Raw genomic sequence first — 20,817 nt, forward strand, 5'->3', positions numbered from 1 at the left:
GCCTTATACGGGCGGCCTGCGCTTGAAGCTTTACATCAAACCCAGCTCGGCCATGGACAGTGGCTCTCCTTCGCCAACGATGAAGTGGTCGAGCACCTTGACGTCGATGTAGGCCAGCGCCTCTTTTATGCGCCGCGTGAGATGGCGATCCGCCTGGCTGGGCTCGGATACCCCAGAGGGATGGTTGTGACACAGGATAAGCGCGGCGGCGTTGTGAGCGAGTGCGCGCTTGACCACCTGCCGGGGGTACACACTGGCGCTGTCGATCGACCCTTGAAACAGGGCTTCGAAACCCAGCACCCGGTGGCGGGAGTCCAGGTACAAGCAGGCGAATACCTCGTGGGGTTCGTGCCGCAGCATGGCCTTCAGGTAATCGCGAACGGCCGTGGAGTTCTCCAGGGCAGAATCCCGTTTAAGCTGCTCGGCCAAGTGGCGACGCGCGATTTCCAACACGGCCTGCAGCTGCGCGTACTTTGCCTCACCCAGGCCCAGATGCCCGCTGAAGGTCGGCAGGTCGGCCTGCAGCAGCCCCCGCAACCCGCCCATTTCATCCAGCAGCCGCCGCGCCAGGTCTACCGCGCTGAAGCCCTTCACGCCGGTACGCAGGAAAATTGCCAGCAGCTCGGCGTCTGATAGCACCTGGGCGCCACGGCTGAGCAGTTTTTCCCGGGGGCGTTCAGCCACGGGCCAGTCTCGAATAGCCATCATTGCCTCCTTGTCGGCCTTGGGCGCCGCTGTTCCGTAGCAGGCGCTGTGCTATCTTAGCCCAACTTTTTTAGCGCAAAGCCCAGCGATGCCAGGCCTGCGCTCAAGGATCATTTCTGATCGTAACCACAAGCGGATAAAGGCAGGCTCAATGCAGCGGCTGTATCGAAAACGCATCGTTCTAGGCGTGGGCGGTGGCATAGCCGCTTACAAAAGCGCCGAACTGGTCCGCCGGCTGCTTGAGCAGGGCGCCGAAGTGCGCGTGGTAATGACACGGGGCGGCAGCGAGTTCATCACACCGCTGACCATGCAGGCGCTTTCCGGGCACCCGGTGCACCTCGACTTGCTCGACCCTGCCGCAGAAGCCGCCATGGGGCATATCGAACTGGCGCGCTGGGCAGATCTGGTGCTGATCGCACCCGCCACGGCGGACCTCATCGCTCGCCTGGCCCAAGGGCTGGCCAACGACCTGCTGACCACCTTGGTGCTGGCAACCGACGCAACAGTCGCGCTGGCCCCGGCAATGAACCAGGCCATGTGGCGAGACCCTGCTACCCAAGCCAACCTGCAAACCGTGCAAGCCCGAGGCCTGAAAGTGTTCGGGCCCGCCTCGGGAAGCCAGGCATGCGGTGACATCGGCCTGGGCCGCATGCTGGAGCCCACCGATCTGGCTCACTTGGCCGCCGATTGCTTCCGTCGGGAGGCCCTGACCGGCAAGCACGTACTCATCACCGCCGGGCCTACGCAGGAAAACATCGACCCGGTGCGCTACATCACCAACCACAGCTCCGGCAAAATGGGCTTTGCCCTTGCCGAAGCCGCAGCGGAAGCGGGCGCAAAAGTGACGCTTGTCAGCGGCCCGGTTCATTTGCCAACCCCGGATCGGGTCAGTCGCATCGATGTGGTAAGCGCGCGTGACATGCTTGCCGCCTGCGAAGCCGCCATGCCCTGCGATATTCTCATCGCGTCGGCGGCGGTTGCCGATTACCGCCCTGAAGTAGTCGCCGCGCAAAAGCTGAAGAAAGACCCGTCCACCGCCGACGGCCTTCTGCTGCGCATGGTCCGCAACCCGGACATTCTTGCCACGTTATCTGGCCGGGCGGATCGCCCCTTCAGCGTGGGCTTCGCCGCCGAAACCGAAAACCTTCTCGACTATGCCGCCCGCAAGCTGCGCGACAAGAACCTCGACCTGATCGTGGCCAATGACGTCGCCAACCCGAGCATCGGCTTCAACAGCGAAGAGAACGCCTGCAGCGTCATTGACCGACAGCTCAATGAAACGCTGCTTCCACAGACCAGCAAAGGCAAGATCGCGCGCCAACTGATCGCGCTGATCGCCAACCGCATCAACCAGGTTCAATAACATCATGCACGCCCTGCAAGCCCGTATTCTCGATCCACGCCTGGGTAGCGATTTCCCGCTGCCAGACTACGCCACACCCGGTTCCGCCGGCCTCGATCTGCGGGCCATGCTCCCAGCGGATATCACCCTGGCCCCGGGGCAGACGGTGCTGATCCCGACAGGGCTGTCCATTTTCATTGCCGACCCGGGCCTTGCGGCGCTGGTATTGCCGCGCTCCGGCCTGGGCCATAAGCATGGGATCGTATTGGGTAACCTGGTGGGCCTGATCGACTCCGATTACCAGGGCGAGCTGATGGTCTCTTGCTGGAACCGGGGCAACACGGCGTTCGAGATCAAGGTGGGCGAGCGAATCGCTCAACTGGTGCTGGTACCGGTCGTACAGGCCCGGTTCGAGGTGGTCGAGGCATTTGACCAGAGCCAGCGTGGCGCGGGTGGGTTCGGGCACTCCGGGAGCCACTGAACCGCTTCATCGCAGGCATCGTCGACAGCGGACACAAGGAGCGGTTGTGAAAGGTATCACTGAGCAAGTCCCAAAAACGCCTGCCGACGAGGATGGCGCCACTGACCTTCAATTGCTGCGGCCTGGCCTGGTGGTTGCGGCGATAGGGCTGCTGGTCGCGGCCCTGCTGCTGTGGATCGGCCAGCCGGGGCCATCCCAGCAAGCCTGGCGCTGGCAGCTCGCGCAATCCGCAGCGTCTGCCCAGGCGGCTACCCTGCGGCAGGCTTTTGTACAGATTGCTGCCGACACCCAGGCTGCGGCCGGGGACCCTGCCCTTGTAGCCGCCCTGCAAAGCGGTGACGCGGCACGCCTGCGAAATGCCGAGGCCGGCCTTCGTTACCGCGATGGGGTTATCGACGCCTTTGTTACCTCCTTGGGCCAGGGCGAACCGGATGAAACGCGTACGGCGCCCTTCACCTTCGCCGCGCTCGACCTCCTGCGCCGTAGCGAGGCCGGCTCGCCTCCCCCTCTGGAAGCCCAGCGCGCAGGGCAGCGGTGGCTCGTCTACAGTGCGGCCCCCGTAAAAGCATCGGGCACCCAGCAGGTTGTGGGTACCGTGCTGCTGGCAATCGATATGCAGCGTGCATTGCGGGGCCTGCCTGCCCTGCCGCCAGAAGCTGGCGAACTGGTGCTCCAGCAGCGTTTCGGTGACGGGCCAGTGCAGGTTCTCTATCAAAGCGGGACGCCAGGCTCGGCCCGGCCCTATAGCCTGGACCTGGGCAACCCACACTGGAGCCTGCGCTTCACACCAGGCACGGCCTACGATGCCCCGGTGCAATGGATATCCCTTCTGATGGCGGTAGCGGCGCTACTGATCGCAGCTGGCGCGTTCTGGGTCGCGATGGTGATGGTGGTTCGCGGGTTGCGCGGTCGCCTGCGTGACGATGCTCGACAATTGAATCAACTGCTGGACGAACTCTCGGGCGGAAAAGTCGTCAAAGCGTTCAGTTTGAGCCTCGCAGAGCTGAACGGGTTGGCCCAGGCCCTGGCCCGCTTCTCCTTGCGCGATCGCCGAACCGATCCCGGCGCCGTGGTGGCGCCTGACCTCAACGGCATTACGACTCGCAGCGCCCCGGCCGCCCAAACCCACCGCTCCGCCGAGCCGGAGGGTGCTCGGCTGCCGTTTCAAGAGACTGACGTACTTGGTGTCGGGATCCTCGACACCGACCAGGACTTTCTGCGAATGGAGCATCCCCCCGCTATGAACAGCATTGCACAAGTCGCACCCAATGTTCCCGCCAGCATTTTCCGCGCCTATGACATTCGCGGCATCGTGCCAGAAACACTGACTGCGCAAACCGCTTATTGGATCGGCCGCGCCATTGGCTCGCAAAGCCTGGCTCAGGGCGAGCCTCATGTGTCGGTAGGCCGCGACGGCCGCCTGTCCGGCCCGGAGCTGGTAGCGCAGCTGATTCAAGGTATCGCTGACAGCGGTTGTCATGTAAGCGACGTGGGCATGGTCCCAACGGGCGCTCTTTATTTCGCGGCAAATGTGCTTCAAGGCAAATCCGGTGTGATGCTGACCGGTAGCCACAACCCGGCGAACTACAATGGCTTCAAGATCATCATCGCTGGCGACACCCTGGCCAACGAGCAGATCCAGAAGCTGTACGAGCGTATCCGTGACAACGACCTGGCCAGCGGCCAGGGGACCGTCGAAAAGGTCGATATCCTCAGCCAGTACGACGCCTACATCCAGAAAGACATCGCGGTGCCACGCAAACTGAAGGTGGTAGTGGACTGCGGCAACGGCGTAGGCGGCGTGATCGCCCCTCAGCTGATCGAGAAGCTCAACTGCGAAGTCATTCCGCTGTTCTGCGATGTGGACGGCAACTTCCCGAACCACCATCCGGATCCGGGCAAGCTGGAAAACCTCGAAGACCTGATCGCCAAGGTCAAGGAAACCGGCGCGGACCTGGGCCTGGCATTCGACGGCGACGCCGACCGTGTAGGCGTGGTGACCAACGCCGGGAACGTTGTATATCCCGACCGCTTGCTGATGCTCTTTGCTCAGGACGTGCTGTCCCGCAACCCCGGCGCGGACATCATCTATGACGTGAAATGCAGCCGTCGCCTCAAGGCCCAGATCGAGGGCAACAAGGGCCGCCCGGTGATGTACAAGACTGGCCACTCGCTGATCAAGAAAAAGATGAAGGAAACCGGTGCACTGCTCGCTGGTGAAATGAGCGGCCACGTATTCTTCAAGGAACGCTGGTTCGGCTTTGACGACGGCATCTATGCGGCCGCGCGCCTGCTGGAAATCCTCAGCCAGAAGTCGCAAAACGCTGAAGACGTGTTTGCTGCCTTCCCGAACGATGTTTCCACCCCGGAAATCAACATCAATGTGACTGAAGAGAGCAAATTCAGCATCATTGATGCATTGCAGCAAAACGCGGAATGGGGCGATGCGAGCCTGAACACCATCGACGGTGTTCGTGTGGACTACCCCAACGGCTGGGGCCTGGTACGTGCTTCCAACACCACGCCGGTGCTGGTACTGCGCTTCGAGGCGGAGAACGAGGCCGAGCTCGAGCGCATCAAGGCCGTGTTCCGTGAGCAGCTGACCCGTATTTCACCCGACTTGAAGATACCGTTCTAACCCGGCCAGGAGCCTTGCATGACCCTCGAACGCGATGCCGCCACCAACGTTGCCAAGGTACTGTCCGAAGCCTTGCCGTATATCCGACGTTTCGTCGGTAAAACGTTGGTAATCAAGTACGGCGGCAACGCTATGGAAAGCGAGGAGTTGAAAACCGGCTTCGCCCGCGATGTCGTTCTGATGAAAGCGGTAGGCATCAACCCGGTGGTCGTGCATGGCGGCGGGCCTCAGATCGCTGACCTGCTCAAGCGGTTGAACATCGAGAGCCACTTCATCGATGGCATGCGTGTCACAGACGCGCAGACCATGGATGTGGTGGAGATGGTGCTCGGTGGCCAGGTGAACAAAAGCATCGTTAACCTGATCAACCGCCACGGCGGCAGTGCCATTGGCCTGACCGGCAAGGATGCCGAACTGATCCGCGCCCGCAAGCTGACCGTTACGCGGCAGACGCCGGGCATGGACAAGCCTGAAATCATTGATATCGGGCTGGTGGGCGAAGTGAGCGGGGTAAACACCGAGCTGCTGAACATGCTGGTGAAGGGCGATTTCATTCCGGTGATCGCCCCTATCGGCGTGGGTGCCGATGGTGAGTCCTACAACATCAACGCCGACCTGGTGGCAGGCAAGGTGGCCGAAGCGCTGAAGGCTGAAAAGCTGATGCTGCTCACCAACATTGCAGGCTTGATGGACAAGCAAGGCAACGTGCTTACAGGCCTTACCACTGAACAAGTGAACGAGCTGATTGCCGACGGCACTATCTACGGCGGCATGCTCCCGAAAATTCGCTGCGCGCTGGAAGCCGTGCAAGGCGGCGTGAACAGCTCGCACATCATCGACGGCCGAGTACCCAACGCCGTACTGCTGGAGATCTTCACCGACAGCGGCGTGGGCACCTTGATCTGCAACCGCAAGCGGCACTGATCGATCACAGGAATAGGCGGAGCCTGCGATCAGGCTCCAGCCTGCCAGCCTTCAAGGCGTCAACAATTGTTCCAGCCGAGCACGGTCCGCGTTGAACGCGCGGTCCGTGTCCTCGCGCATCTGCTGATAGCGCTGCAGTTGCGCGTTCAAGTCCGCCCGGCGCTGGCGCAAGGCTTCAAGCTGATCCAGCACCCCAGCCGATACCGCCTGGCCATTGCGCTCCTGATTGGCAGCCTCGCCCTGTAGCGAGGCCTGTTGACCTTGCAAGGTCTGCAGATCCCCTCGGGTCAGCGAAATCCTTCCGTCGATCTCGCCGAGCTGGCGTTGGCGCGCTCGTTCCAGGTCGTCTACCCCGGTGTACCGCGCACGCAGTTTTGCGTCAGCCTCGGCCCGGGCGCGCCTGGCGCTGGCCGCCTGCGTCTCTTGCGCGCTGGGTGCCGGAGGGATGGTTTGAAGTACACGCCCCTGCGCGTTGAGGATCTGATAACCCTTGGAAATAAACTCAGGCGGCACGCCTTGCCGATCCAGCACTACCACGCCCCGATCATCGGTATAGCGATACAGCTGCACCGGAGGTGGCGGCGCAGCCAGCGCTGCAAAGGGGAATAGCAGCGCCAGCCCCCACCCAAGGCCGTGTCGCATGGTCAGATTCCGTATTGCGCGCGGTAAGCTTCCACCGCAGGCAAATGCTGCTTGAGCTGGGTATCTTCGGCGAGGTATTCGAGCACCTGATCCAGGGACACGATGCTCACGACCGGAATACCGTAGTCGCGCTCCACTTCCTGAATGGCAGACAGCTCGCCCTTGCCACGCTCCTGGCGGTTGAGGGCAATCAGCACAGCAGCGGCGCGAGCCTGCTCGGCCTGGATGATGGTCATCACCTCGCGAATGGCGGTGCCTGCGGTGATCACGTCGTCAATGATCAGCACGTCGCCCTTGAGCGGAGCGCCAACGAGGCTTCCGCCCTCGCCATGATCCTTGGCTTCCTTGCGGTTGAAGCACCAGGGCACATCGCGCCCGTGCTTGTCCGCCAATGCCACGGCGGTTGCCGAGGCCAGCGGGATGCCCTTGTACGCCGGGCCGAACAGCACATCGAAGTTCAGGCCGCTGTCGACGATCGCCGAGGCATAACATTGGCCGAGACGCGCCAGTGCCGAGCCTGTATTGAACAGGCCGGCATTGAAGAAGTAAGGACTGGTGCGCCCGGACTTCAGGGTAAACTCACCGAAGCGCAGCACGCCCCGCTCGATGGCAAAACGAATGAAGTCACGCTGGTAGGCTTGCATGTAAAAGTCCTGAATACCACGGATTTAGCTAAATAACTTGACCTCGGGTATCATACACGCACGAGATTTTTGGGGCCATTTATGCGGATCATCAGTGTGAACGTCAATGGGATTCAGGCAGCTGTGGAGCGAGGCTTGCTCAGCTGGCTGCAGGCCCAGAACGCCGACGTGATCTGCTTGCAGGATACCCGCGCCTCGGCGTTCGAACTGGACGATTCCGCTTATCAGCTCGATGGTTATTTCCTGTACGCGGCCGACGCGGAAGTGCCGGCCCAGGGTGGCGTCGCGCTTTATTCGCGGTTGCAGCCCAAGGCGATCATCAGCGGCCTGGGGATTGAAACGTCCGATCGTTTCGGTCGCTACCTGCAAGCGGATTTCGACAAAGTCAGTATTGCTACCCTGCTGTTCCCTTCCGGGCGCGGTGGCGATGAAGAGCTGAATCAGAAATTCAAGTTGATGGACGACTTCGCGCGTTATCTTGATAAACAACGCCGCAAGCGTCGCGAGTACATCTACTGCGGCTCGCTTTACGTCGCCCAGCAGAAGCTCGACATCAAGAACTGGCGCGACAGCCAGCAGTCTCCTGGCTTCCTGGCGCCGGAGCGCGCCTGGATGGACGAAATCGTCGGCAACATGGGCTATGTGGATGCCCTGCGCGAAGTGAGCCGTGAAGGCGACCAGTACAGCTGGTGGCCAGACAGCGAACAGGCGGAGATGCTGAACCTGGGCTGGCGTTTCGACTACCAGCTGCTTACGCCGGGGCTTCGTCGCTTCGTGCGCAGCGCTCGGTTACCGCGCCAGCCGCGGTTCTCGCAGCATGCGCCGTTCATCGTGGACTACGACTGGACGCTGACGATCTGAGCCGCGCCTGTTGATGTAACAGCGGGCCGTTGGAAGCGGGCAAAGCTCGCGAATTGGTTATTTTTCCATTCGCGAGCTTCGCCCGCTTCCTACAGGGTTAGATACAAATGATCAATCCGCCAAAGCGGTCTGCTGAATTTCGAACAGGTCCACCATGCCTTTGCGCGCGAGGGCGAGCATGGCATTGAGGTCTTCAGGCTGGAACGGCGCGCCTTCGGCGGTGCCCTGCACTTCAATGAAGCCGCCGGTGCTGGTCATGACCACGTTGAGGTCGGTTTCCGCTGCGGAGTCTTCCAGGTAATCGAGGTCCAGCACGGGCTCGCCCTGGTACATCCCTACCGATACCGCCGCGATCATCTGCTTGAGCGGATCGCCCGCCTTTAGCCCGCCACGCTTCTTGATGACCTTCAGCGCATCGATCAAGGCCACCATGGCGCCCGTGATAGAGGCTGTACGCGTACCGCCGTCAGCCTGGATCACGTCGCAGTCTACGTACAGCGTGATGTCGCCAAGCTTGGACATGTCCAGTGCCGCGCGCAGTGAGCGGCCGATCAGGCGCTGGATTTCCAGCGTACGGCCACCCTGCTTGCCGCGGCTGGCCTCGCGCTGGTTACGCTCGCCAGTAGCGCGGGGCAGCATGCCGTATTCGGCCGTAAGCCAACCCTGGCCTTGGCCTTTGAGGAAGCGCGGCACGCCACTTTCGACGCTGACGGTGCAGATCACCCGAGTGTCGCCGAATTCGACCAGCACCGAACCTTCGGCATGCCGGGTGTAGTTGCGAGTGATGCGGATCGAGCGAAGCTGATCGGCGGCGCGACCACTGGGACGTTTCATCTGGGTTACCTGTACGGATTGAAAAACTGCCCGACAGTATAAAGCCGAGCCGGCGTGACAGGTATTTAAAACACCTCAGCCGACGCGCGGACGAACATCGCCCCACCACGGCGCATTGGGGGCAAGCCTCGCTTGAGTTACACTCTTGCGCCTTTATCGCCCCCTGCGGCTCGGCCTTTCTCGCCGCCATCACGAGGTTCCCTCCCATGGTCCATAGCATGACCGCCTTCGCCCGGGCTGAACGCGCCGGGGCCCATGGCACCCTTTCCTGGGAGCTGCGCTCGGTCAACCATCGCTACCTTGAGCCTCACCTGCGCTTGCCGGATGCCTTCCGTGAATTGGAAGGGGCTGTGCGCGAGGCACTGCGCGGCGGGCTGTCGCGCGGCAAGGTGGAATGCACCCTACGCTGGAACGAAGAAGCGGGCAGCCAGGCGCCGAAGCTGGACCTGGCGCGCGCCGCAGAGCTGATCGAGGCCGCCCAGGCTGTTGCCGCCCTGATCCAGCAGCCCGCCGCGATCGACCCGTTGCAAGTGCTGGCGTTGCCCGGCGTGATGGTCAGCGAAAGCGTGGACACCCAGGCGATGCAGGCCGGCGCGCTGGCGCTGTTCAACGAGGCGCTGGCGGAGATGAAAGCAGGCCGCGCCCGGGAAGGTGCCGAACTTGCGAAGCTGATCAATGATCGGCTCGATGCCATGGCTGAAGATATCGCCGCGCTGCGCGAACAGGTGCCACAGATGCTGGCCGCCCACCGGCAGAAAATCCTCGACCGCTTCGCCGAAGTGCGCGCCGAGCTCGACCCCGTACGCCTGGAGCAGGAGCTGGTACTGCTGGCCCAGAAAAGCGACGTGGCGGAAGAGCTGGACCGCCTCGCCACCCATGTGCGGGAAGTGCGCCGCGTGCTGGCCAGCCCGGGCGCGGCCGGCCGGCGCCTGGATTTCCTCATGCAAGAGCTCAACCGCGAAGCCAACACCCTGGGCTCCAAAGCCTTCGATCCCCGCAGCACTCAAGCCGCGGTGAACCTGAAGGTGCTGATCGAACAAATGCGCGAACAAGTACAGAACATTGAGTAAGGCTATTTTGATGAAACCGACACCCGGCACCCTTTATATCGTTTCCGCGCCGTCCGGCGCCGGCAAGACCAGCCTGGTCAAGGCGCTGATCGACGCCGAAGCCGACATTCGCGTGTCGGTTTCCCACACCACCCGCGCCATGCGCCCCGGCGAAGCGGACGGCGTGAACTACCACTTCGTTGATCGGCCCACTTTCCAGGCGATGATCGAGCATGGGGATTTCCTCGAGCAGGCCGAGGTGTTCGGCAACCTGTACGGCACGTCCAAAAGCCGGTTGCAACAAACGCTGGAAGCCGGCCAGGATCTGATTCTGGAAATCGACTGGCAGGGCGGTGAGCAGGTTCGCAAGCTGATCCCGGGCACACGTTCGATCTTCATCCTGCCGCCATCGTTGCAAGCCCTGCGTCAGCGGCTGACCAATCGCGGCCAGGACAGCGACGACATCATCGACGGCCGCATGCGTGAAGCGGTGAACGAGATGCGCCACTACGTTGAGTACGACTACCTGGTGATCAACGATGATTTCGCCACGGCGCTTGGCGACCTGCGCGCGATTTTCCGCGCCAATCGGCTGAGCCAGGGCTTGCAACAGGGCCGCCATGCCGCACTGCTGCAAGGCCTGCTAGGCTGAAGCGGCGACCGTGGCAGACCAACGGCAAGAGAAATGTTGGCTGACGGAGCGGTTCCTCTTCCATTAAGGCTGGTGATTTTTTAAACTGCCTAGTCCGCTACCCCGCTCCGGCGGGCGCTCACTGTTTATGCAAGAGGAAGACCATGGCCCGCGTGACCGTTGAAGACTGCCTGGAACATGTCGATAACCGCTTCGAGCTGGTCATGCTCGCCACCAAGCGCTCCCGTCAGCTGGCAACCGGCGGCAAGGAGCCCAAGGTGGGTTGGGAAAACGACAAGCCTACCGTGGTAGCCCTGCGCGAGATCGCCGCTGGCCTGGTCGATTACGATGTAATCGCTGAGGCAGAGATCGTCGATGAAGAGCCGCTGTTCACTGCGTTCGAGGACGAGGCCAACGAGGCCGTCTAACCCCATGCCCTGTCGACCCACCGCGGCCAAGGCGCCATTCTGGCGGGAGGTTCCTCCTTGCCAGGCATAGACGTTCTTGCCGAGCGCTTGTCGACCTATCTCGGCAAGGACCAGGTCAATCTGGTCCGCCGGGCATATTATTACGCCGAACAGGCTCACGACGGTCAGCGCCGCCGTAGCGGTGAGCCCTATGTTACCCACCCGCTCGCGGTGGCGAACATTCTTGCCGATATGCACATGGACCATCAGAGCCTGATGGCCGCCATGCTTCATGACGTGATCGAAGACACCGGTATCGCCAAGGAAGCGCTCTGCGCACAGTTTGGCGAAACCGTGGCCGAACTGGTCGATGGTGTCAGCAAGCTGACCCAGATGAACTTCGAGACCAAAGCCGAGGCTCAGGCAGAAAACTTCCAGAAAATGGCCATGGCCATGGCGCGCGACATTCGCGTCATTCTGGTGAAGCTGGCTGACCGGCTGCACAACATGCGCACCCTCGAAGTGTTGTCTGGCGAGAAGCGCCGGCGCATCGCCAAGGAAACCCTGGAAATCTACGCACCCATCGCCAACCGGCTGGGCATGCACAACGTGCGCGTGGAATTCGAAGACCTTGGCTTCCAGGCCATGCACCCGATGCGCTCGGAGCGTATCCATCAGGCGGTGAAGCGTGCTCGCGGCAATCGAAAGGAACTGGTCGCCAAGATCGAACAGTCCCTGGCCAATTGCCTGGCGGTAGACGGCATCGAAGGCGATGTGAGCGGCCGTCAGAAGCACCTCTACGGCATCTACAAGAAGATGCGCGGCAAGCGGCGCGCCTTCAACGAGATCATGGACGTGTACGCGTTCCGCATCGTGGTAGACAAGGTAGACACCTGTTATCGCGTGCTGGGCGCCGTTCACAACCTCTACAAACCGCTGCCGGGCCGCTTCAAGGACTATATCGCCATCCCCAAGGCCAACGGTTATCAGTCCCTGCACACCACGCTGTTCGGCATGCACGGCGTGCCTATCGAAATCCAGATTCGCACCCGTGAAATGGAAGAGATGGCCAACAACGGCATCGCCGCCCATTGGCTGTACAAATCCAATGACGACGACGTGCCGAAAAGCACCCATGCGCGGGCGCGTCAGTGGGTCAAGGGTGTACTGGAGCTGCAACAGCGGGCCGGCAACTCGCTGGAATTCATCGAAAGCGTGAAAATCGACCTCTTCCCGGACGAGGTCTACGTGTTCACGCCCAAGGGCAAGATCATGGAGCTGCCCAAAGGCTCCACGGCGGTGGACTTCGCCTATGCGGTGCATACCGATGTGGGCAACAGCTGCATTGCCTGCCGTATCAACCGCCGCCTGGCACCGCTTTCAGAGCCTTTGCAGAGTGGCTCCACGGTCGAAATCGTCAGCGCGCCCGGCGCCCGGCCCAACCCGGCGTGGCTGAACTTCGTGGTCACCGGCAAGGCGCGCACGCACATTCGCCACGCGCTCAAGCTGCAGCGCCGGTCCGAATCGGTGAGCTTGGGCGAGCGGCTGCTGAACAAAGTGCTGAACAGCTTCGATGCATCGCTCGATGGCATCCCGGCCGAGCGTATCCAGCACCTGCTTGCGGAGTACCGCCTGGAAGTCATCGAAGACCTGCTCGAGGACATCGGGCTGGGCAACCGCATGGCTTATGTGGTGGCACGTCGGCTGCTGGCCTCCGACGGCGAGGCCTCGCCAAATCACGAAAGCCCACTGGCCATTCGCGGTACCGAAGGGCTGGTGCTCAGCTATGCCAAATGCTGCACGCCGATTCCTGGCGACCCTATCGTGGGTCACCTGTCTGCGGGCAAAGGCATGGTGGTGCATCTGGAGAACTGCCGAAACATCAGCGAAGTGCGGCACAACCCTGAAAAATGCATCCAGCTGGCGTGGGCCAAGGACGTGAGCGGCGAGTTCAATGTTGAATTGAGGGTCGAGCTCGAGCACCAGCGAGGCCTGATCGCCTTGCTCGCCAGCAGCGTCAATGCCGCCGATGGCAACATCGAGAAAATCAGCATGGACGAGCGCGACGGTCGCACCAGCGTGGTCCACCTGATGGTAAGCGTGCATGACCGCGTGCATCTCGCTCGGGTCATCCGCAAGCTGCGCGCGCTCAATGGCGTGATCCGAATCACCCGCATGCGAGCCTAGGCCATCGCCGGGCTCGATGCGCAACGGCTACTACAACAAGGAGTTTGCAATGACCAAGAGCGTCATCCATAGCGACAAGGCCCCCGCCGCCATCGGCACCTATTCCCAGGCCATCAAGGCCGGCAATACCGTCTACATGTCGGGGCAGATCCCTCTCGATCCTGCCACCATGGAGCTGGTGGAGGGCTTCGAAGCACAGACCGTGCAAGTGTTCGAGAACCTTAAATCCGTTGCCGAGGCGGCGGGAGGTTCGTTCAAGGACATCGTGAAACTGAACATCTTCCTCACCGACCTGAGCAACTTCGCCACGGTCAACGAAGTGATGGGCCGCTACTTCCAGCAGCCTTACCCAGCCCGTGCCGCGATTGGCGTTGCCGCGCTGCCAAAAGGCTCCCAGGTAGAAATGGACGCCATCCTGGTTCTCGAATGAGGCCGTGACGGCGCAGCCCCCACGGGCGCGCCGTCCTCACACTCCAAGGACTCTCCATGCGCACCCTGTTTCTGGCGATCCCCGCCCTGGCCATGCTGCTGGGCGGTTGCGCCAGCCATCCCGCCGACGCTGGCGGCACCTGGATCAACGAGGACGCCATCGAAGCCGCCGTCAAGGGTGGCAACCTGCGCCAGGCTTTACTCGGCATGGGCCCCACGCTCGAATGGCAGATCGATTCGGCCGCCGGCAAGGCAACCTCCAGCAATGGTTTTGAAGTGGCCGAAGGCAACCTGACGCCCACTGACAAGGCCGAGTGGCGAGTGGACTTCTACGGCAACGGTGCGGAATCGCTCGCCCTGGATGGCGACGAACTGCTGCAAGCCTCCAGCGACAGCGCCGCCGAGCAGACCTTCAAGCGGGTAGATCCTGCAAAGCCCCTACTCCCGCCAGGGGGCGCCTTCGAGCACCGCCTGTATGAAGCCTATATGGGCGGCGAGTGGACGGTCAGCGAAGGTGAAGGATTGGGTGCCAAGGTACACTTCCTGCCCGACGGCCATGTCGACGGCCTGCCAGGCATGGACCGTTACGCCTTGTGCCTGGGTGGTGACTGCGCGGCCATGAGCGGCGCCTTCGATAGCATCTGGCTGCAGAGCGGCCCTCAGGGCGCGGCTTATATCCTGCAGCGGGGCAAGAACCAGCTCGAGATCTACCAGGCCACAAACCAGGCCGCAGCGGATGAGATGCCCAGCCTGCGCCCTGGCCCGATTGCCTGGCGCCTTACGCGCTAGGCCCTGTCGCCTGCTGAAGCAGCGCCGCGTAGCCTTTCTGATAGTCTGGATAACGCGGCGCCCACCCGGTACTTCTGGCGAGTGCATTGCTGCAACGTTTGCTACCCGTGCGACGCATGGGGGCCGCTTCGGTCGCGACTTCAACCTGCAACTGCTTTCGTAGCCAGGCAAGCACTTCATGCAGCGGCGCCGGGTTGTCGTCCACGCCCAGGTAGCAGCCCGCGATTTCTTTTCCCGCCCAGTCTGCCTGCAACAGATGTGCGATAAGCCCGGCGGCATCCTCGGCATGTATCCGGTTGCCATATTGCGGGGGGTGTTCGGTCGCGTATTGGCCCTGCCTGGCCTGATTGATCAATCGCTCCCTGCCTGGGCCATAAATACCGGTCAGCCGAACCACGGTAGCCGGTACACGGCTGGCCCCGGCAAGGCTTTCTGCTTCCAGCATGATCTGGCCGGCGTAACCGGTAGGGCAGGTATCCGAGGCTTCATCGACCCACTCCCCCTCTGCCTGCCCATACACACTGCTGCTGGACACAAACACGAGCCTTCTTGGCGACTGAGCGGCCTGCTTGACCCAGCTCATCACGTTGGCAAGCCCGTCCAGATAAGCCCGGCGATACCCGGCTTCGTCGTGCTGGTCCGCTGCCACGGCATAAACGACGTAGTCCGGGGCGAGCGTTTCCCAGCCTGAGGGGCAAGGCGCCAGGCTGAAATCCGCCTGAAGGCCGGGCAGCCCCGAAGGCAGCTTGGCCAGGTTGCGGCGTATGCCCGTGGCGTGCCAGCCGCTGCCTTGAAGCTGCAAGGCAAGCCTGCTGCCGATGTCTCCGCAACCGGCTATCACCACTCTGGGTATGCTCATGAACACCTCTATCTCGGCTTCGCTTGATGCGCCCGTGTGAAAAATCCGACGCAATCGCTTCTGCTATTAAGAATTACTTGCAATAATGGCGCACCATTTGTCCCGGCGCCCATCAGCCTGCATGGACCGCCACCTCCATTATTCAGGTTCGGCCAGCATGAATTCCACACAGTTCTCTGTTTCGCTCCCCTCGCTTCGCAGCATGTCACGCGCCTGGTGCGCTTTCGCCCTGCTGCTCGTCAGCCTGGCTGCGCCGGTCGCTTTCGCGGACACCACTGCCAGCCCGGCCGCGCCGGTCACTACGGCGGCGCCTGCTCCCGTCGAGGCGGCCTCGCCCAGCCAAGCGCTGGTTGCCGAGGACGCTCCGAATATCGAAGACCCTGCCCTGAATCTGGGCCACGACCTGTCGCCATGGGGCATGTATCAAAACGCCGATATGGTGGTGAAAGCCGTCATGATCGGGCTCGCCATTGCCTCTATCATCACGTGGACGCTGTGGATCGCCAAGGGCCTGGAAGTGCTGAACGCCAAACGCCGCCTGCGCCGCGAAATCGAAGTGCTCAAGCGCGCCGCCACATTGAAGGCGGCGGGCGATGCGACCAACCAGCCCGGAACATTGGCTCACCTGCTGGTGCAGGACGCGATGGAAGAATTGCAGCTTTCGGCCAATGCGCGTGACAAGGACGGCATCAAGGAGCGCGTGAGCTTCCGCCTTGAGCGCCTGGTTGCCGCCTGCGGCCGCAAAATGAGCAGCGGCACCGGCGTATTGGCAACCATCGGCTCCACGGCTCCGTTCGTGGGCCTGTTCGGTACCGTCTGGGGCATCATGAACAGCTTCATCGGTATCGCCAAAACCCAGACCACCAACCTGGCGGTCGTCGCACCTGGCATCGCCGAAGCGTTGCTGGCGACTGCACTGGGCCTGGTAGCGGCTATCCCTGCGGTGGTGATCTATAACGTGTTCGCACGTTCCATCACCGGCTACAAGGCACAAGTTGCCGACGCCAGCGCGCAGGTATTGCTGCTGGTCAGCCGGGACCTGGACCATCACCCGGTCGAGCGTGCCACCCAACCGCACTCCATGGTCAAAGCGGGTTAATCATGGGCCTGCATCTTAAGGAAGGCGCCGACGAGCTCGCCGAAAACCACGAGATCAACGTTACGCCGTTCATCGACGTGATGTTGGTTCTGCTCATCATCTTCATGGTCGCCGCGCCGCTGGCGACCGTTGATATCAAGGTCGACCTCCCCGCCTCCACGGCCAAGCCAGCGCCTCGGCCGGAAAAGCCGGTATTCCTCAGCGTGAAGGCCGACAAGCAATTGTACCTGGGTGACGACGCGGTGGACCGTGCCACGCTAGGCCAGGTACTGGATGCCCGCACTCACGGCAAGAAAGACACAACGATTTTCTTCCAGGCCGACAAAGGCGTGGACTATGGCGACCTGATGGAGGTGATGGACGCCCTGCGTGGCGCCGGCTACCTGAAGGTCGGCCTGGTAGGCCTCGAGACGGCAGGCAAGCAATGATCGCAGCGAGTCGCCCCCTGCCAGATGTAGCGCGGTACGGAGGTAGCCTGGCATTGGTGCTGGCTATCCACGCGGTGGCGATCGTGGTCGCCCTCAACTGGAAAAGCACCGTCACGCCCCCTCCACCGCCCCCGGCCATGATGATGGAGCTGGCCCCGCTTCCCGAGCCACAGCCCCTGCCGCCACCAGTGCCCGTGGTACAGCCACCGCAGCCAGTGGAAGAGCCACCGCTGCCCAAGGTAGTGGAAGCGCCAAAGCCGGTGATCGAGCTGCCCAAGCCCAAGCCAAAGCCCAAACCGCAACCACCCAAGCCGCAGCCCAAGCCAGAGCCGCCCAAGGAAACCCCGGTCGAGCAACCGGCGCAGCCAGCGCCTGCGGCACCCGCCAAGGCACCGGCCCCAACACCACCGCCACCGCCCGCGCCGCCGGCCAACGCCGCGCCCAGCTGGGAGAGCGAGGTATTAGGCCGGTTAGGGCGGTTCAAGGAATACCCGCCGGCCGCACGTAGCCGGGGCACCGTTGGCCAAGTGATGGTGGAGTTCACAATGGACGGCCAAGGTCGCGTGCTGGATGCGAGTATCTTCACCAGCTCGGGAAGCAGCTTGCTCGACCGGGCGGCGTTGCGAGCCGTGAATCGTGCGCAACCCTTGCCAATACCACCGGCGGACAAGTTGAGTAACGGAACGGTCAAGCTTAAAGCCCCTTTCAACTTCAGCCTTACTCACTGAGGTTCTGATACAAGGTCGCGTATTCGATAACGTGCGTCTATCGACTGCAGCCGCTATGCTGGGGCCGCAACTTCATGGACGCCCGTTATGACCCTTACAGAATTACGCTACATCGTGACCCTCGCCCAGGAGCAGCATTTCGGCCACGCCGCCGAACGCTGCCATGTGAGCCAGCCCACATTGTCGGTGGGGGTGAAAAAACTCGAAGACGAACTCGGCGTACTGATCTTCGAGCGCAGTAAAAGCGCTGTGCGCCTCACCCCGGTCGGGGAAAGCATCGTTGCCCAGGCGCAGAAGGTGCTCGAGCAGGCGCAGGGCATCCGTGAACTGGCACAGGCAGGCAAAAACCAGCTCACCGCGCCCCTCAAGGTAGGCGCCATCTACACCGTTGGGCCTTATCTGTTCCCGCACCTCATTCCCCAGCTGCACCGGGTTGCCCCGCAGATGCCGCTGTACATCGAAGAGAACTTCACGCACCTGCTTCGCGACAAGCTGCGCAACGGCGAGCTCGACGCAGTGATCGTTGCGCTTCCGTTCAACGAAGCCGATGTGCTGACGCTGCCGTTGTACGACGAGCCCTTCCAGGTATTGATGCCCAGCGACCATCCGTGGACCCGCAAGGAAACCATCGACTCCGCCTTGCTCAACGACAAGAGCCTGCTGCTGCTTGGCGAGGGGCATTGCTTCCGCGATCAGGTGCTGGAAGCTTGCCCTACGCTGGGCAAAGGCGCTGACGCGGCGCGGCATACCACGGTGGAGTCCAGCTCCCTGGAGACCATTCGCCACATGGTTGCCTCCGGGCTCGGAGTATCGGTACTACCGCTGTCCGCCGTGCATAGCCATCACTACGCCCCCGGCGTCATCGAGGTGCGTCCCATGACACCGCCCGCACCCTTCCGCACGGTGGCCATTGCCTGGCGCGCCAGCTTCCCACGGCCCAAGGCCATCGAGATCCTCGCCGACTCGATCCGCCTGTGCTCGGTGGTCAAGGCACCTGCGGCGAACACAAAAGCTGCGGTATGACCGAACTTGCCGGCGTGCCGGTCACGGCACTCAAGGGGGTGGGCGAAGCCATGGCGGAAAAGCTCGCCAGGGTGGGGCTCGAAACCGTACAGGATGTGCTGTTCCACCTGCCCCTGCGTTATCAGGACCGCACGCGTGTGATCCCGATCGGTAGCCTGCGCCCTGGTCAGGACGCGGTGATCGAAGGCGTGGTGCGCGGCGCGGACGTGATGATGGGCAAGCGCCGCAGCCTGCTGGTGCGCCTGGGCGACGACACGGGCGTGGTCAGCCTGCGCTTCTACCATTTCAGCAATGCCCAAAAGGAAACACTCAAGCGGGGCACGCCGGTGCGGTGTTACGGCGAGGCTCGCCCTGGCGCCTCGGGGTTGGAAATCTACCATCCCGAATACCGAGCCCTTACCGGCGACGAGCCGGCCCCCGTCGAGCAAACCCTCACCCCCATCTACCCGCTGACCGAGGGCCTGACCCAGCAACGGCTTCGTCAGCTGTGCGTGCAAAGCCTGGCGATGCTAGGCCCCAACAGCCTGCCCGACTGGCTTCCCGAGGAGCTGGCGCGCGAGTACCGGCTGGGGGCTTTGGGCGACGCCATTCGCTATTTGCACCAGCCGCCCGCCGATGCCGATGTCGAAGAGCTCGCCCTGGGCCATCACTGGGCGCAGGAGCGCCTGATATTCGAGGAGCTGCTCACCCATCAGCTTTCACAACAACGGCTGCGTGAAAGCCTGCGCGCTCAGCAGGCTCCGCCGCTTCCCGAACCGCGCACCTTGCCGGCCCGTTACCTGGCAAACCTGGGCTTCAGCCCTACCGGCGCACAGCAGCGGGTGGGAAAGGAAATCAGCTATGACCTGTCCCAGAACGCGCCGATGTTGCGCCTGGTGCAAGGCGATGTAGGCGCAGGTAAAACAGTGGTAGCGGCCCTTGCCGCGCTGCAAGCGATAGAGGCCGGCTACCAGGTCGCGCTCATGGCGCCTACCGAGATTCTGGCCGAGCAGCACTACATCAACTTTCAGCGCTGGTTCGAGCCGCTGGGGATCGAAGTCGCCTGGTTGGCTGGCAAGCTCAAGGGCAAGACCCGTCAGGCCGCGCTGGAGCGAATTGCCGGTGGCGCGCCTATGGTTGTGGGTACCCATGCATTGTTCCAGCCTGAGGTTCGCTTTCACCGCCTTGCCTTGGCGATTATCGACGAACAGCACCGCTTCGGCGTACAGCAGCGCCTGGCGCTGCGGCAAAAAGGTGTCGATGGGCGCCTGTGCCCGCATCAGCTGATCATGACCGCCACCCCCATTCCCCGCACGTTGGCCATGAGCGCGTACGCCGACCTGGACACTTCGGTGCTGGACGAACTGCCACCCGGGCGCACGCCGGTAAACACCGTGTTGGTGGCAGACAGCCGCCGCATCGAGGTGATCGAACGTGTTCGCGCCGCCTGCGCCGAGGGGCGGCAGGCGTATTGGGTATGCACCCTGATCGAGGAATCCGAAGAGCTGACCTGCCAGGCGGCGGAAACGACCTTCGAGGAACTTACCAGCGCCCTGGGTGAGTTGCGTGTAGGCCTGGTGCACGGCCGAATGAAACCTACAGAAAAGGCCGAGGTGATGGCCCGGTTCAAACAGGGCGAACTGCAGCTGCTGGTCGCCACTACGGTAATCGAAGTTGGGGTGGATGTGCCCAATGCCAGCCTGATGATCATCGAGAACCCGGAGCGCCTTGGCCTGGCCCAGCTGCATCAATTGCGTGGGCGGGTTGGCCGTGGCAGTACCGCCAGCCATTGCGTGCTGCTCTACCACCCGCCCCTGTCCTTCATCGGCCGCGAGCGGCTGGGGATCATGCGTGAAACCAACGACGGCTTCGTGATCGCGGAGAAGGACCTGGAACTACGGGGGCCTGGTGAAATGCTGGGTACCCGGCAAACCGGCCTGCTACAGTTCAAGGTGGCTGACCTGATGCGGGACGCCCATTTGCTGCCGGCGGTACGGGATGCCGCGCAGCAACTCATCGCCCGCTGGCCGAACCATGTGACTCCACTGTTGGAGCGCTGGCTGCGCCATGGGCAGCAATATGGCCAAGTGTGAGGTCATATGCCCTTAATCTGCCCGCATTATTCCCGAAGCTGGGTA

Annotated in this window: 21 protein-coding genes; 16 read left to right on the top strand and 5 right to left on the bottom strand. The window is 62.5% G+C overall.

The genetic code is table 11. The annotated features are described in order from the left end of the window. Positions 1-30: 30 nt before the first annotated feature. Positions 31-705: a RadC family protein gene (radC, locus tag G7016_RS01700; protein WP_181111098.1), complete on the bottom strand. Its 675-nt coding sequence runs from the start codon at positions 703-705 to the stop codon at positions 31-33. 151 nt (positions 706-856) lie between these two features. On the opposite strand from radC, the gene coaBC reads away from it, so the two are divergent. From coaBC to argB, 4 genes are all read left to right on the top strand, one after another. After that, a complete protein-coding gene (gene coaBC, locus G7016_RS01705; RefSeq protein WP_181111099.1) occupies positions 857-2,068 on the top strand; it encodes a bifunctional phosphopantothenoylcysteine decarboxylase/phosphopantothenate--cysteine ligase CoaBC in 1,212 nt (403 codons plus the stop codon). A gap of 4 nt (positions 2,069-2,072) precedes the next feature. Continuing rightward, positions 2,073-2,528, top strand: a complete 456-nt coding sequence (gene dut, locus G7016_RS01710) for a dUTP diphosphatase (RefSeq protein ID WP_181111100.1) — start codon at positions 2,073-2,075, stop codon at positions 2,526-2,528. A gap of 1,240 nt (positions 2,529-3,768) precedes the next feature. Next, on the top strand, positions 3,769-5,166 hold the full coding sequence (locus tag G7016_RS24860) for a phosphomannomutase/phosphoglucomutase (protein WP_219854482.1): 1,398 nt from the start codon (positions 3,769-3,771) through the stop codon (positions 5,164-5,166). 18 nt (positions 5,167-5,184) lie between these two features. Further along, positions 5,185-6,090, top strand: coding sequence for an acetylglutamate kinase (gene argB, locus G7016_RS01720; protein ID WP_181111101.1), 906 nt, complete (start codon positions 5,185-5,187; stop codon positions 6,088-6,090). A gap of 51 nt (positions 6,091-6,141) precedes the next feature. Here argB and G7016_RS01725 read toward each other — a convergent pair whose 3' ends face one another. Together G7016_RS01725 and pyrE are read right to left on the bottom strand one after the other, a co-directional pair. Next, positions 6,142-6,732 carry a DUF4124 domain-containing protein gene (locus G7016_RS01725; RefSeq protein ID WP_181111102.1) on the bottom strand — a complete coding sequence of 197 codons (591 nt, stop codon included), beginning with the start codon at positions 6,730-6,732 and terminating at the stop codon, positions 6,142-6,144. Between the two features lie 2 nt (positions 6,733-6,734). Further along, positions 6,735-7,376 (bottom strand): orotate phosphoribosyltransferase, encoded by a 642-nt coding sequence (gene pyrE / locus G7016_RS01730; protein WP_181111103.1) that lies wholly within the window; start codon positions 7,374-7,376, stop codon positions 6,735-6,737. 81 nt (positions 7,377-7,457) lie between these two features. On the opposite strand from pyrE, the gene G7016_RS01735 reads away from it, so the two are divergent. Then, positions 7,458-8,237 (top strand): exodeoxyribonuclease III, encoded by a 780-nt coding sequence (locus G7016_RS01735; protein WP_181111104.1) that lies wholly within the window; start codon positions 7,458-7,460, stop codon positions 8,235-8,237. Positions 8,238-8,348: 111 nt separating this feature from the next. On the opposite strand, the gene rph is transcribed toward G7016_RS01735, so the two are convergent. Next, positions 8,349-9,071, bottom strand: a complete 723-nt coding sequence (gene rph / locus G7016_RS01740; protein WP_181111105.1) for a ribonuclease PH — start codon at positions 9,069-9,071, stop codon at positions 8,349-8,351. Between the two features lie 206 nt (positions 9,072-9,277). On the opposite strand from rph, the gene G7016_RS01745 reads away from it, so the two are divergent. The 6 genes from G7016_RS01745 to G7016_RS01770 all read left to right on the top strand — a co-directional run bounded on the left by G7016_RS01745 (position 9,278) and on the right by G7016_RS01770 (position 14,563). Next, entirely contained in the window at positions 9,278-10,141 is an 864-nt protein-coding gene (locus G7016_RS01745; protein ID WP_181111106.1) for a YicC/YloC family endoribonuclease, read from the top strand. Positions 10,142-10,151: 10 nt separating this feature from the next. Beyond that, positions 10,152-10,772 carry a guanylate kinase gene (gene gmk, locus G7016_RS01750; RefSeq protein WP_181111107.1) on the top strand — a complete coding sequence of 207 codons (621 nt, stop codon included), beginning with the start codon at positions 10,152-10,154 and terminating at the stop codon, positions 10,770-10,772. A gap of 143 nt (positions 10,773-10,915) precedes the next feature. After that, complete coding sequence (gene rpoZ / locus G7016_RS01755) at positions 10,916-11,179, top strand: DNA-directed RNA polymerase subunit omega (RefSeq protein ID WP_040260325.1); 264 nt, start codon at positions 10,916-10,918, stop codon at positions 11,177-11,179. A 57-nt stretch (positions 11,180-11,236) separates the two neighbouring features. Next, entirely contained in the window at positions 11,237-13,345 is a 2,109-nt protein-coding gene (gene spoT / locus G7016_RS01760) for a bifunctional GTP diphosphokinase/guanosine-3',5'-bis pyrophosphate 3'-pyrophosphohydrolase (protein ID WP_181111108.1), read from the top strand. 49 nt (positions 13,346-13,394) lie between these two features. Further along, the gene (locus G7016_RS01765) at positions 13,395-13,775 is read left to right on the top strand and encodes a RidA family protein (RefSeq protein WP_181111109.1); all 381 of its coding nucleotides are present in this window, start codon (positions 13,395-13,397) and stop codon (positions 13,773-13,775) included. Positions 13,776-13,831: 56 nt separating this feature from the next. Next, positions 13,832-14,563, top strand: coding sequence for a hypothetical protein (locus tag G7016_RS01770; protein ID WP_181111110.1), 732 nt, complete (start codon positions 13,832-13,834; stop codon positions 14,561-14,563). On the opposite strand, the gene G7016_RS01775 is transcribed toward G7016_RS01770, so the two are convergent. After that, positions 14,553-15,422 (bottom strand): NAD-dependent epimerase/dehydratase family protein, encoded by an 870-nt coding sequence (locus G7016_RS01775; protein ID WP_181111111.1) that lies wholly within the window; start codon positions 15,420-15,422, stop codon positions 14,553-14,555. The two genes, G7016_RS01770 and G7016_RS01775, sit on opposite strands and share 11 nt — an antisense overlap. 157 nt (positions 15,423-15,579) lie before the next feature. Between G7016_RS01775 and exbB the strand changes: the two genes are divergently transcribed. From exbB to recG, 5 genes are all read left to right on the top strand, one after another. Next, entirely contained in the window at positions 15,580-16,521 is a 942-nt protein-coding gene (gene exbB, locus G7016_RS01780) for a tonB-system energizer ExbB (RefSeq protein ID WP_181111112.1), read from the top strand. Between the two features lie 2 nt (positions 16,522-16,523). Continuing rightward, complete coding sequence (gene exbD / locus G7016_RS01785) at positions 16,524-16,949, top strand: TonB system transport protein ExbD (protein WP_181111113.1); 426 nt, start codon at positions 16,524-16,526, stop codon at positions 16,947-16,949. Continuing rightward, positions 16,946-17,677: an energy transducer TonB family protein gene (locus tag G7016_RS01790; RefSeq protein ID WP_181111114.1), complete on the top strand. Its 732-nt coding sequence runs from the start codon at positions 16,946-16,948 to the stop codon at positions 17,675-17,677. The genes exbD and G7016_RS01790 overlap by 4 nt, the downstream gene beginning before the upstream one ends. A gap of 87 nt (positions 17,678-17,764) precedes the next feature. After that, entirely contained in the window at positions 17,765-18,700 is a 936-nt protein-coding gene (locus G7016_RS01795; protein WP_181111115.1) for a hydrogen peroxide-inducible genes activator, read from the top strand. Further along, positions 18,697-20,772 carry an ATP-dependent DNA helicase RecG gene (gene recG / locus G7016_RS01800; protein ID WP_181111116.1) on the top strand — a complete coding sequence of 692 codons (2,076 nt, stop codon included), beginning with the start codon at positions 18,697-18,699 and terminating at the stop codon, positions 20,770-20,772. Before G7016_RS01795 ends, recG begins: the two co-directional genes overlap by 4 nt. Positions 20,773-20,817 lie beyond the last annotated feature (45 nt).

The sequence above is a fragment of the Pseudomonas japonica genome, assembly GCF_013522925.1.
Lineage (GTDB): Bacteria > Pseudomonadota > Gammaproteobacteria > Pseudomonadales > Pseudomonadaceae > Aquipseudomonas > Aquipseudomonas japonica_A.

Excerpts from the sequence above, each read along its gene's own strand:
- radC (WP_181111098.1), bottom strand. The coding sequence starts at position 705 with ATGGCTATTCGAGACTGGCCCGTGGCTGAACGCCCCCGGGAAAAACTG.
- coaBC (WP_181111099.1), top strand. The coding sequence starts at position 857 with ATGCAGCGGCTGTATCGAAAACGCATCGTTCTAGGCGTGGGCGGTGGC.
- dut (WP_181111100.1), top strand. The coding sequence starts at position 2,073 with ATGCACGCCCTGCAAGCCCGTATTCTCGATCCACGCCTGGGTAGCGAT.
- G7016_RS24860 (WP_219854482.1), top strand. The coding sequence starts at position 3,769 with ATGAACAGCATTGCACAAGTCGCACCCAATGTTCCCGCCAGCATTTTC.
- argB (WP_181111101.1), top strand. The coding sequence starts at position 5,185 with ATGACCCTCGAACGCGATGCCGCCACCAACGTTGCCAAGGTACTGTCC.
- G7016_RS01725 (WP_181111102.1), bottom strand. The coding sequence starts at position 6,732 with ATGCGACACGGCCTTGGGTGGGGGCTGGCGCTGCTATTCCCCTTTGCA.
- pyrE (WP_181111103.1), bottom strand. The coding sequence starts at position 7,376 with ATGCAAGCCTACCAGCGTGACTTCATTCGTTTTGCCATCGAGCGGGGC.
- G7016_RS01735 (WP_181111104.1), top strand. The coding sequence starts at position 7,458 with ATGCGGATCATCAGTGTGAACGTCAATGGGATTCAGGCAGCTGTGGAG.
- rph (WP_181111105.1), bottom strand. The coding sequence starts at position 9,071 with ATGAAACGTCCCAGTGGTCGCGCCGCCGATCAGCTTCGCTCGATCCGC.
- G7016_RS01745 (WP_181111106.1), top strand. The coding sequence starts at position 9,278 with ATGGTCCATAGCATGACCGCCTTCGCCCGGGCTGAACGCGCCGGGGCC.
- gmk (WP_181111107.1), top strand. The coding sequence starts at position 10,152 with ATGAAACCGACACCCGGCACCCTTTATATCGTTTCCGCGCCGTCCGGC.
- rpoZ (WP_040260325.1), top strand. The coding sequence starts at position 10,916 with ATGGCCCGCGTGACCGTTGAAGACTGCCTGGAACATGTCGATAACCGC.
- G7016_RS01765 (WP_181111109.1), top strand. The coding sequence starts at position 13,395 with ATGACCAAGAGCGTCATCCATAGCGACAAGGCCCCCGCCGCCATCGGC.
- G7016_RS01770 (WP_181111110.1), top strand. The coding sequence starts at position 13,832 with ATGCGCACCCTGTTTCTGGCGATCCCCGCCCTGGCCATGCTGCTGGGC.
- G7016_RS01775 (WP_181111111.1), bottom strand. The coding sequence starts at position 15,422 with ATGAGCATACCCAGAGTGGTGATAGCCGGTTGCGGAGACATCGGCAGC.
- exbB (WP_181111112.1), top strand. The coding sequence starts at position 15,580 with ATGAATTCCACACAGTTCTCTGTTTCGCTCCCCTCGCTTCGCAGCATG.
- exbD (WP_181111113.1), top strand. The coding sequence starts at position 16,524 with ATGGGCCTGCATCTTAAGGAAGGCGCCGACGAGCTCGCCGAAAACCAC.
- G7016_RS01790 (WP_181111114.1), top strand. The coding sequence starts at position 16,946 with ATGATCGCAGCGAGTCGCCCCCTGCCAGATGTAGCGCGGTACGGAGGT.
- G7016_RS01795 (WP_181111115.1), top strand. The coding sequence starts at position 17,765 with ATGACCCTTACAGAATTACGCTACATCGTGACCCTCGCCCAGGAGCAG.
- recG (WP_181111116.1), top strand. The coding sequence starts at position 18,697 with ATGACCGAACTTGCCGGCGTGCCGGTCACGGCACTCAAGGGGGTGGGC.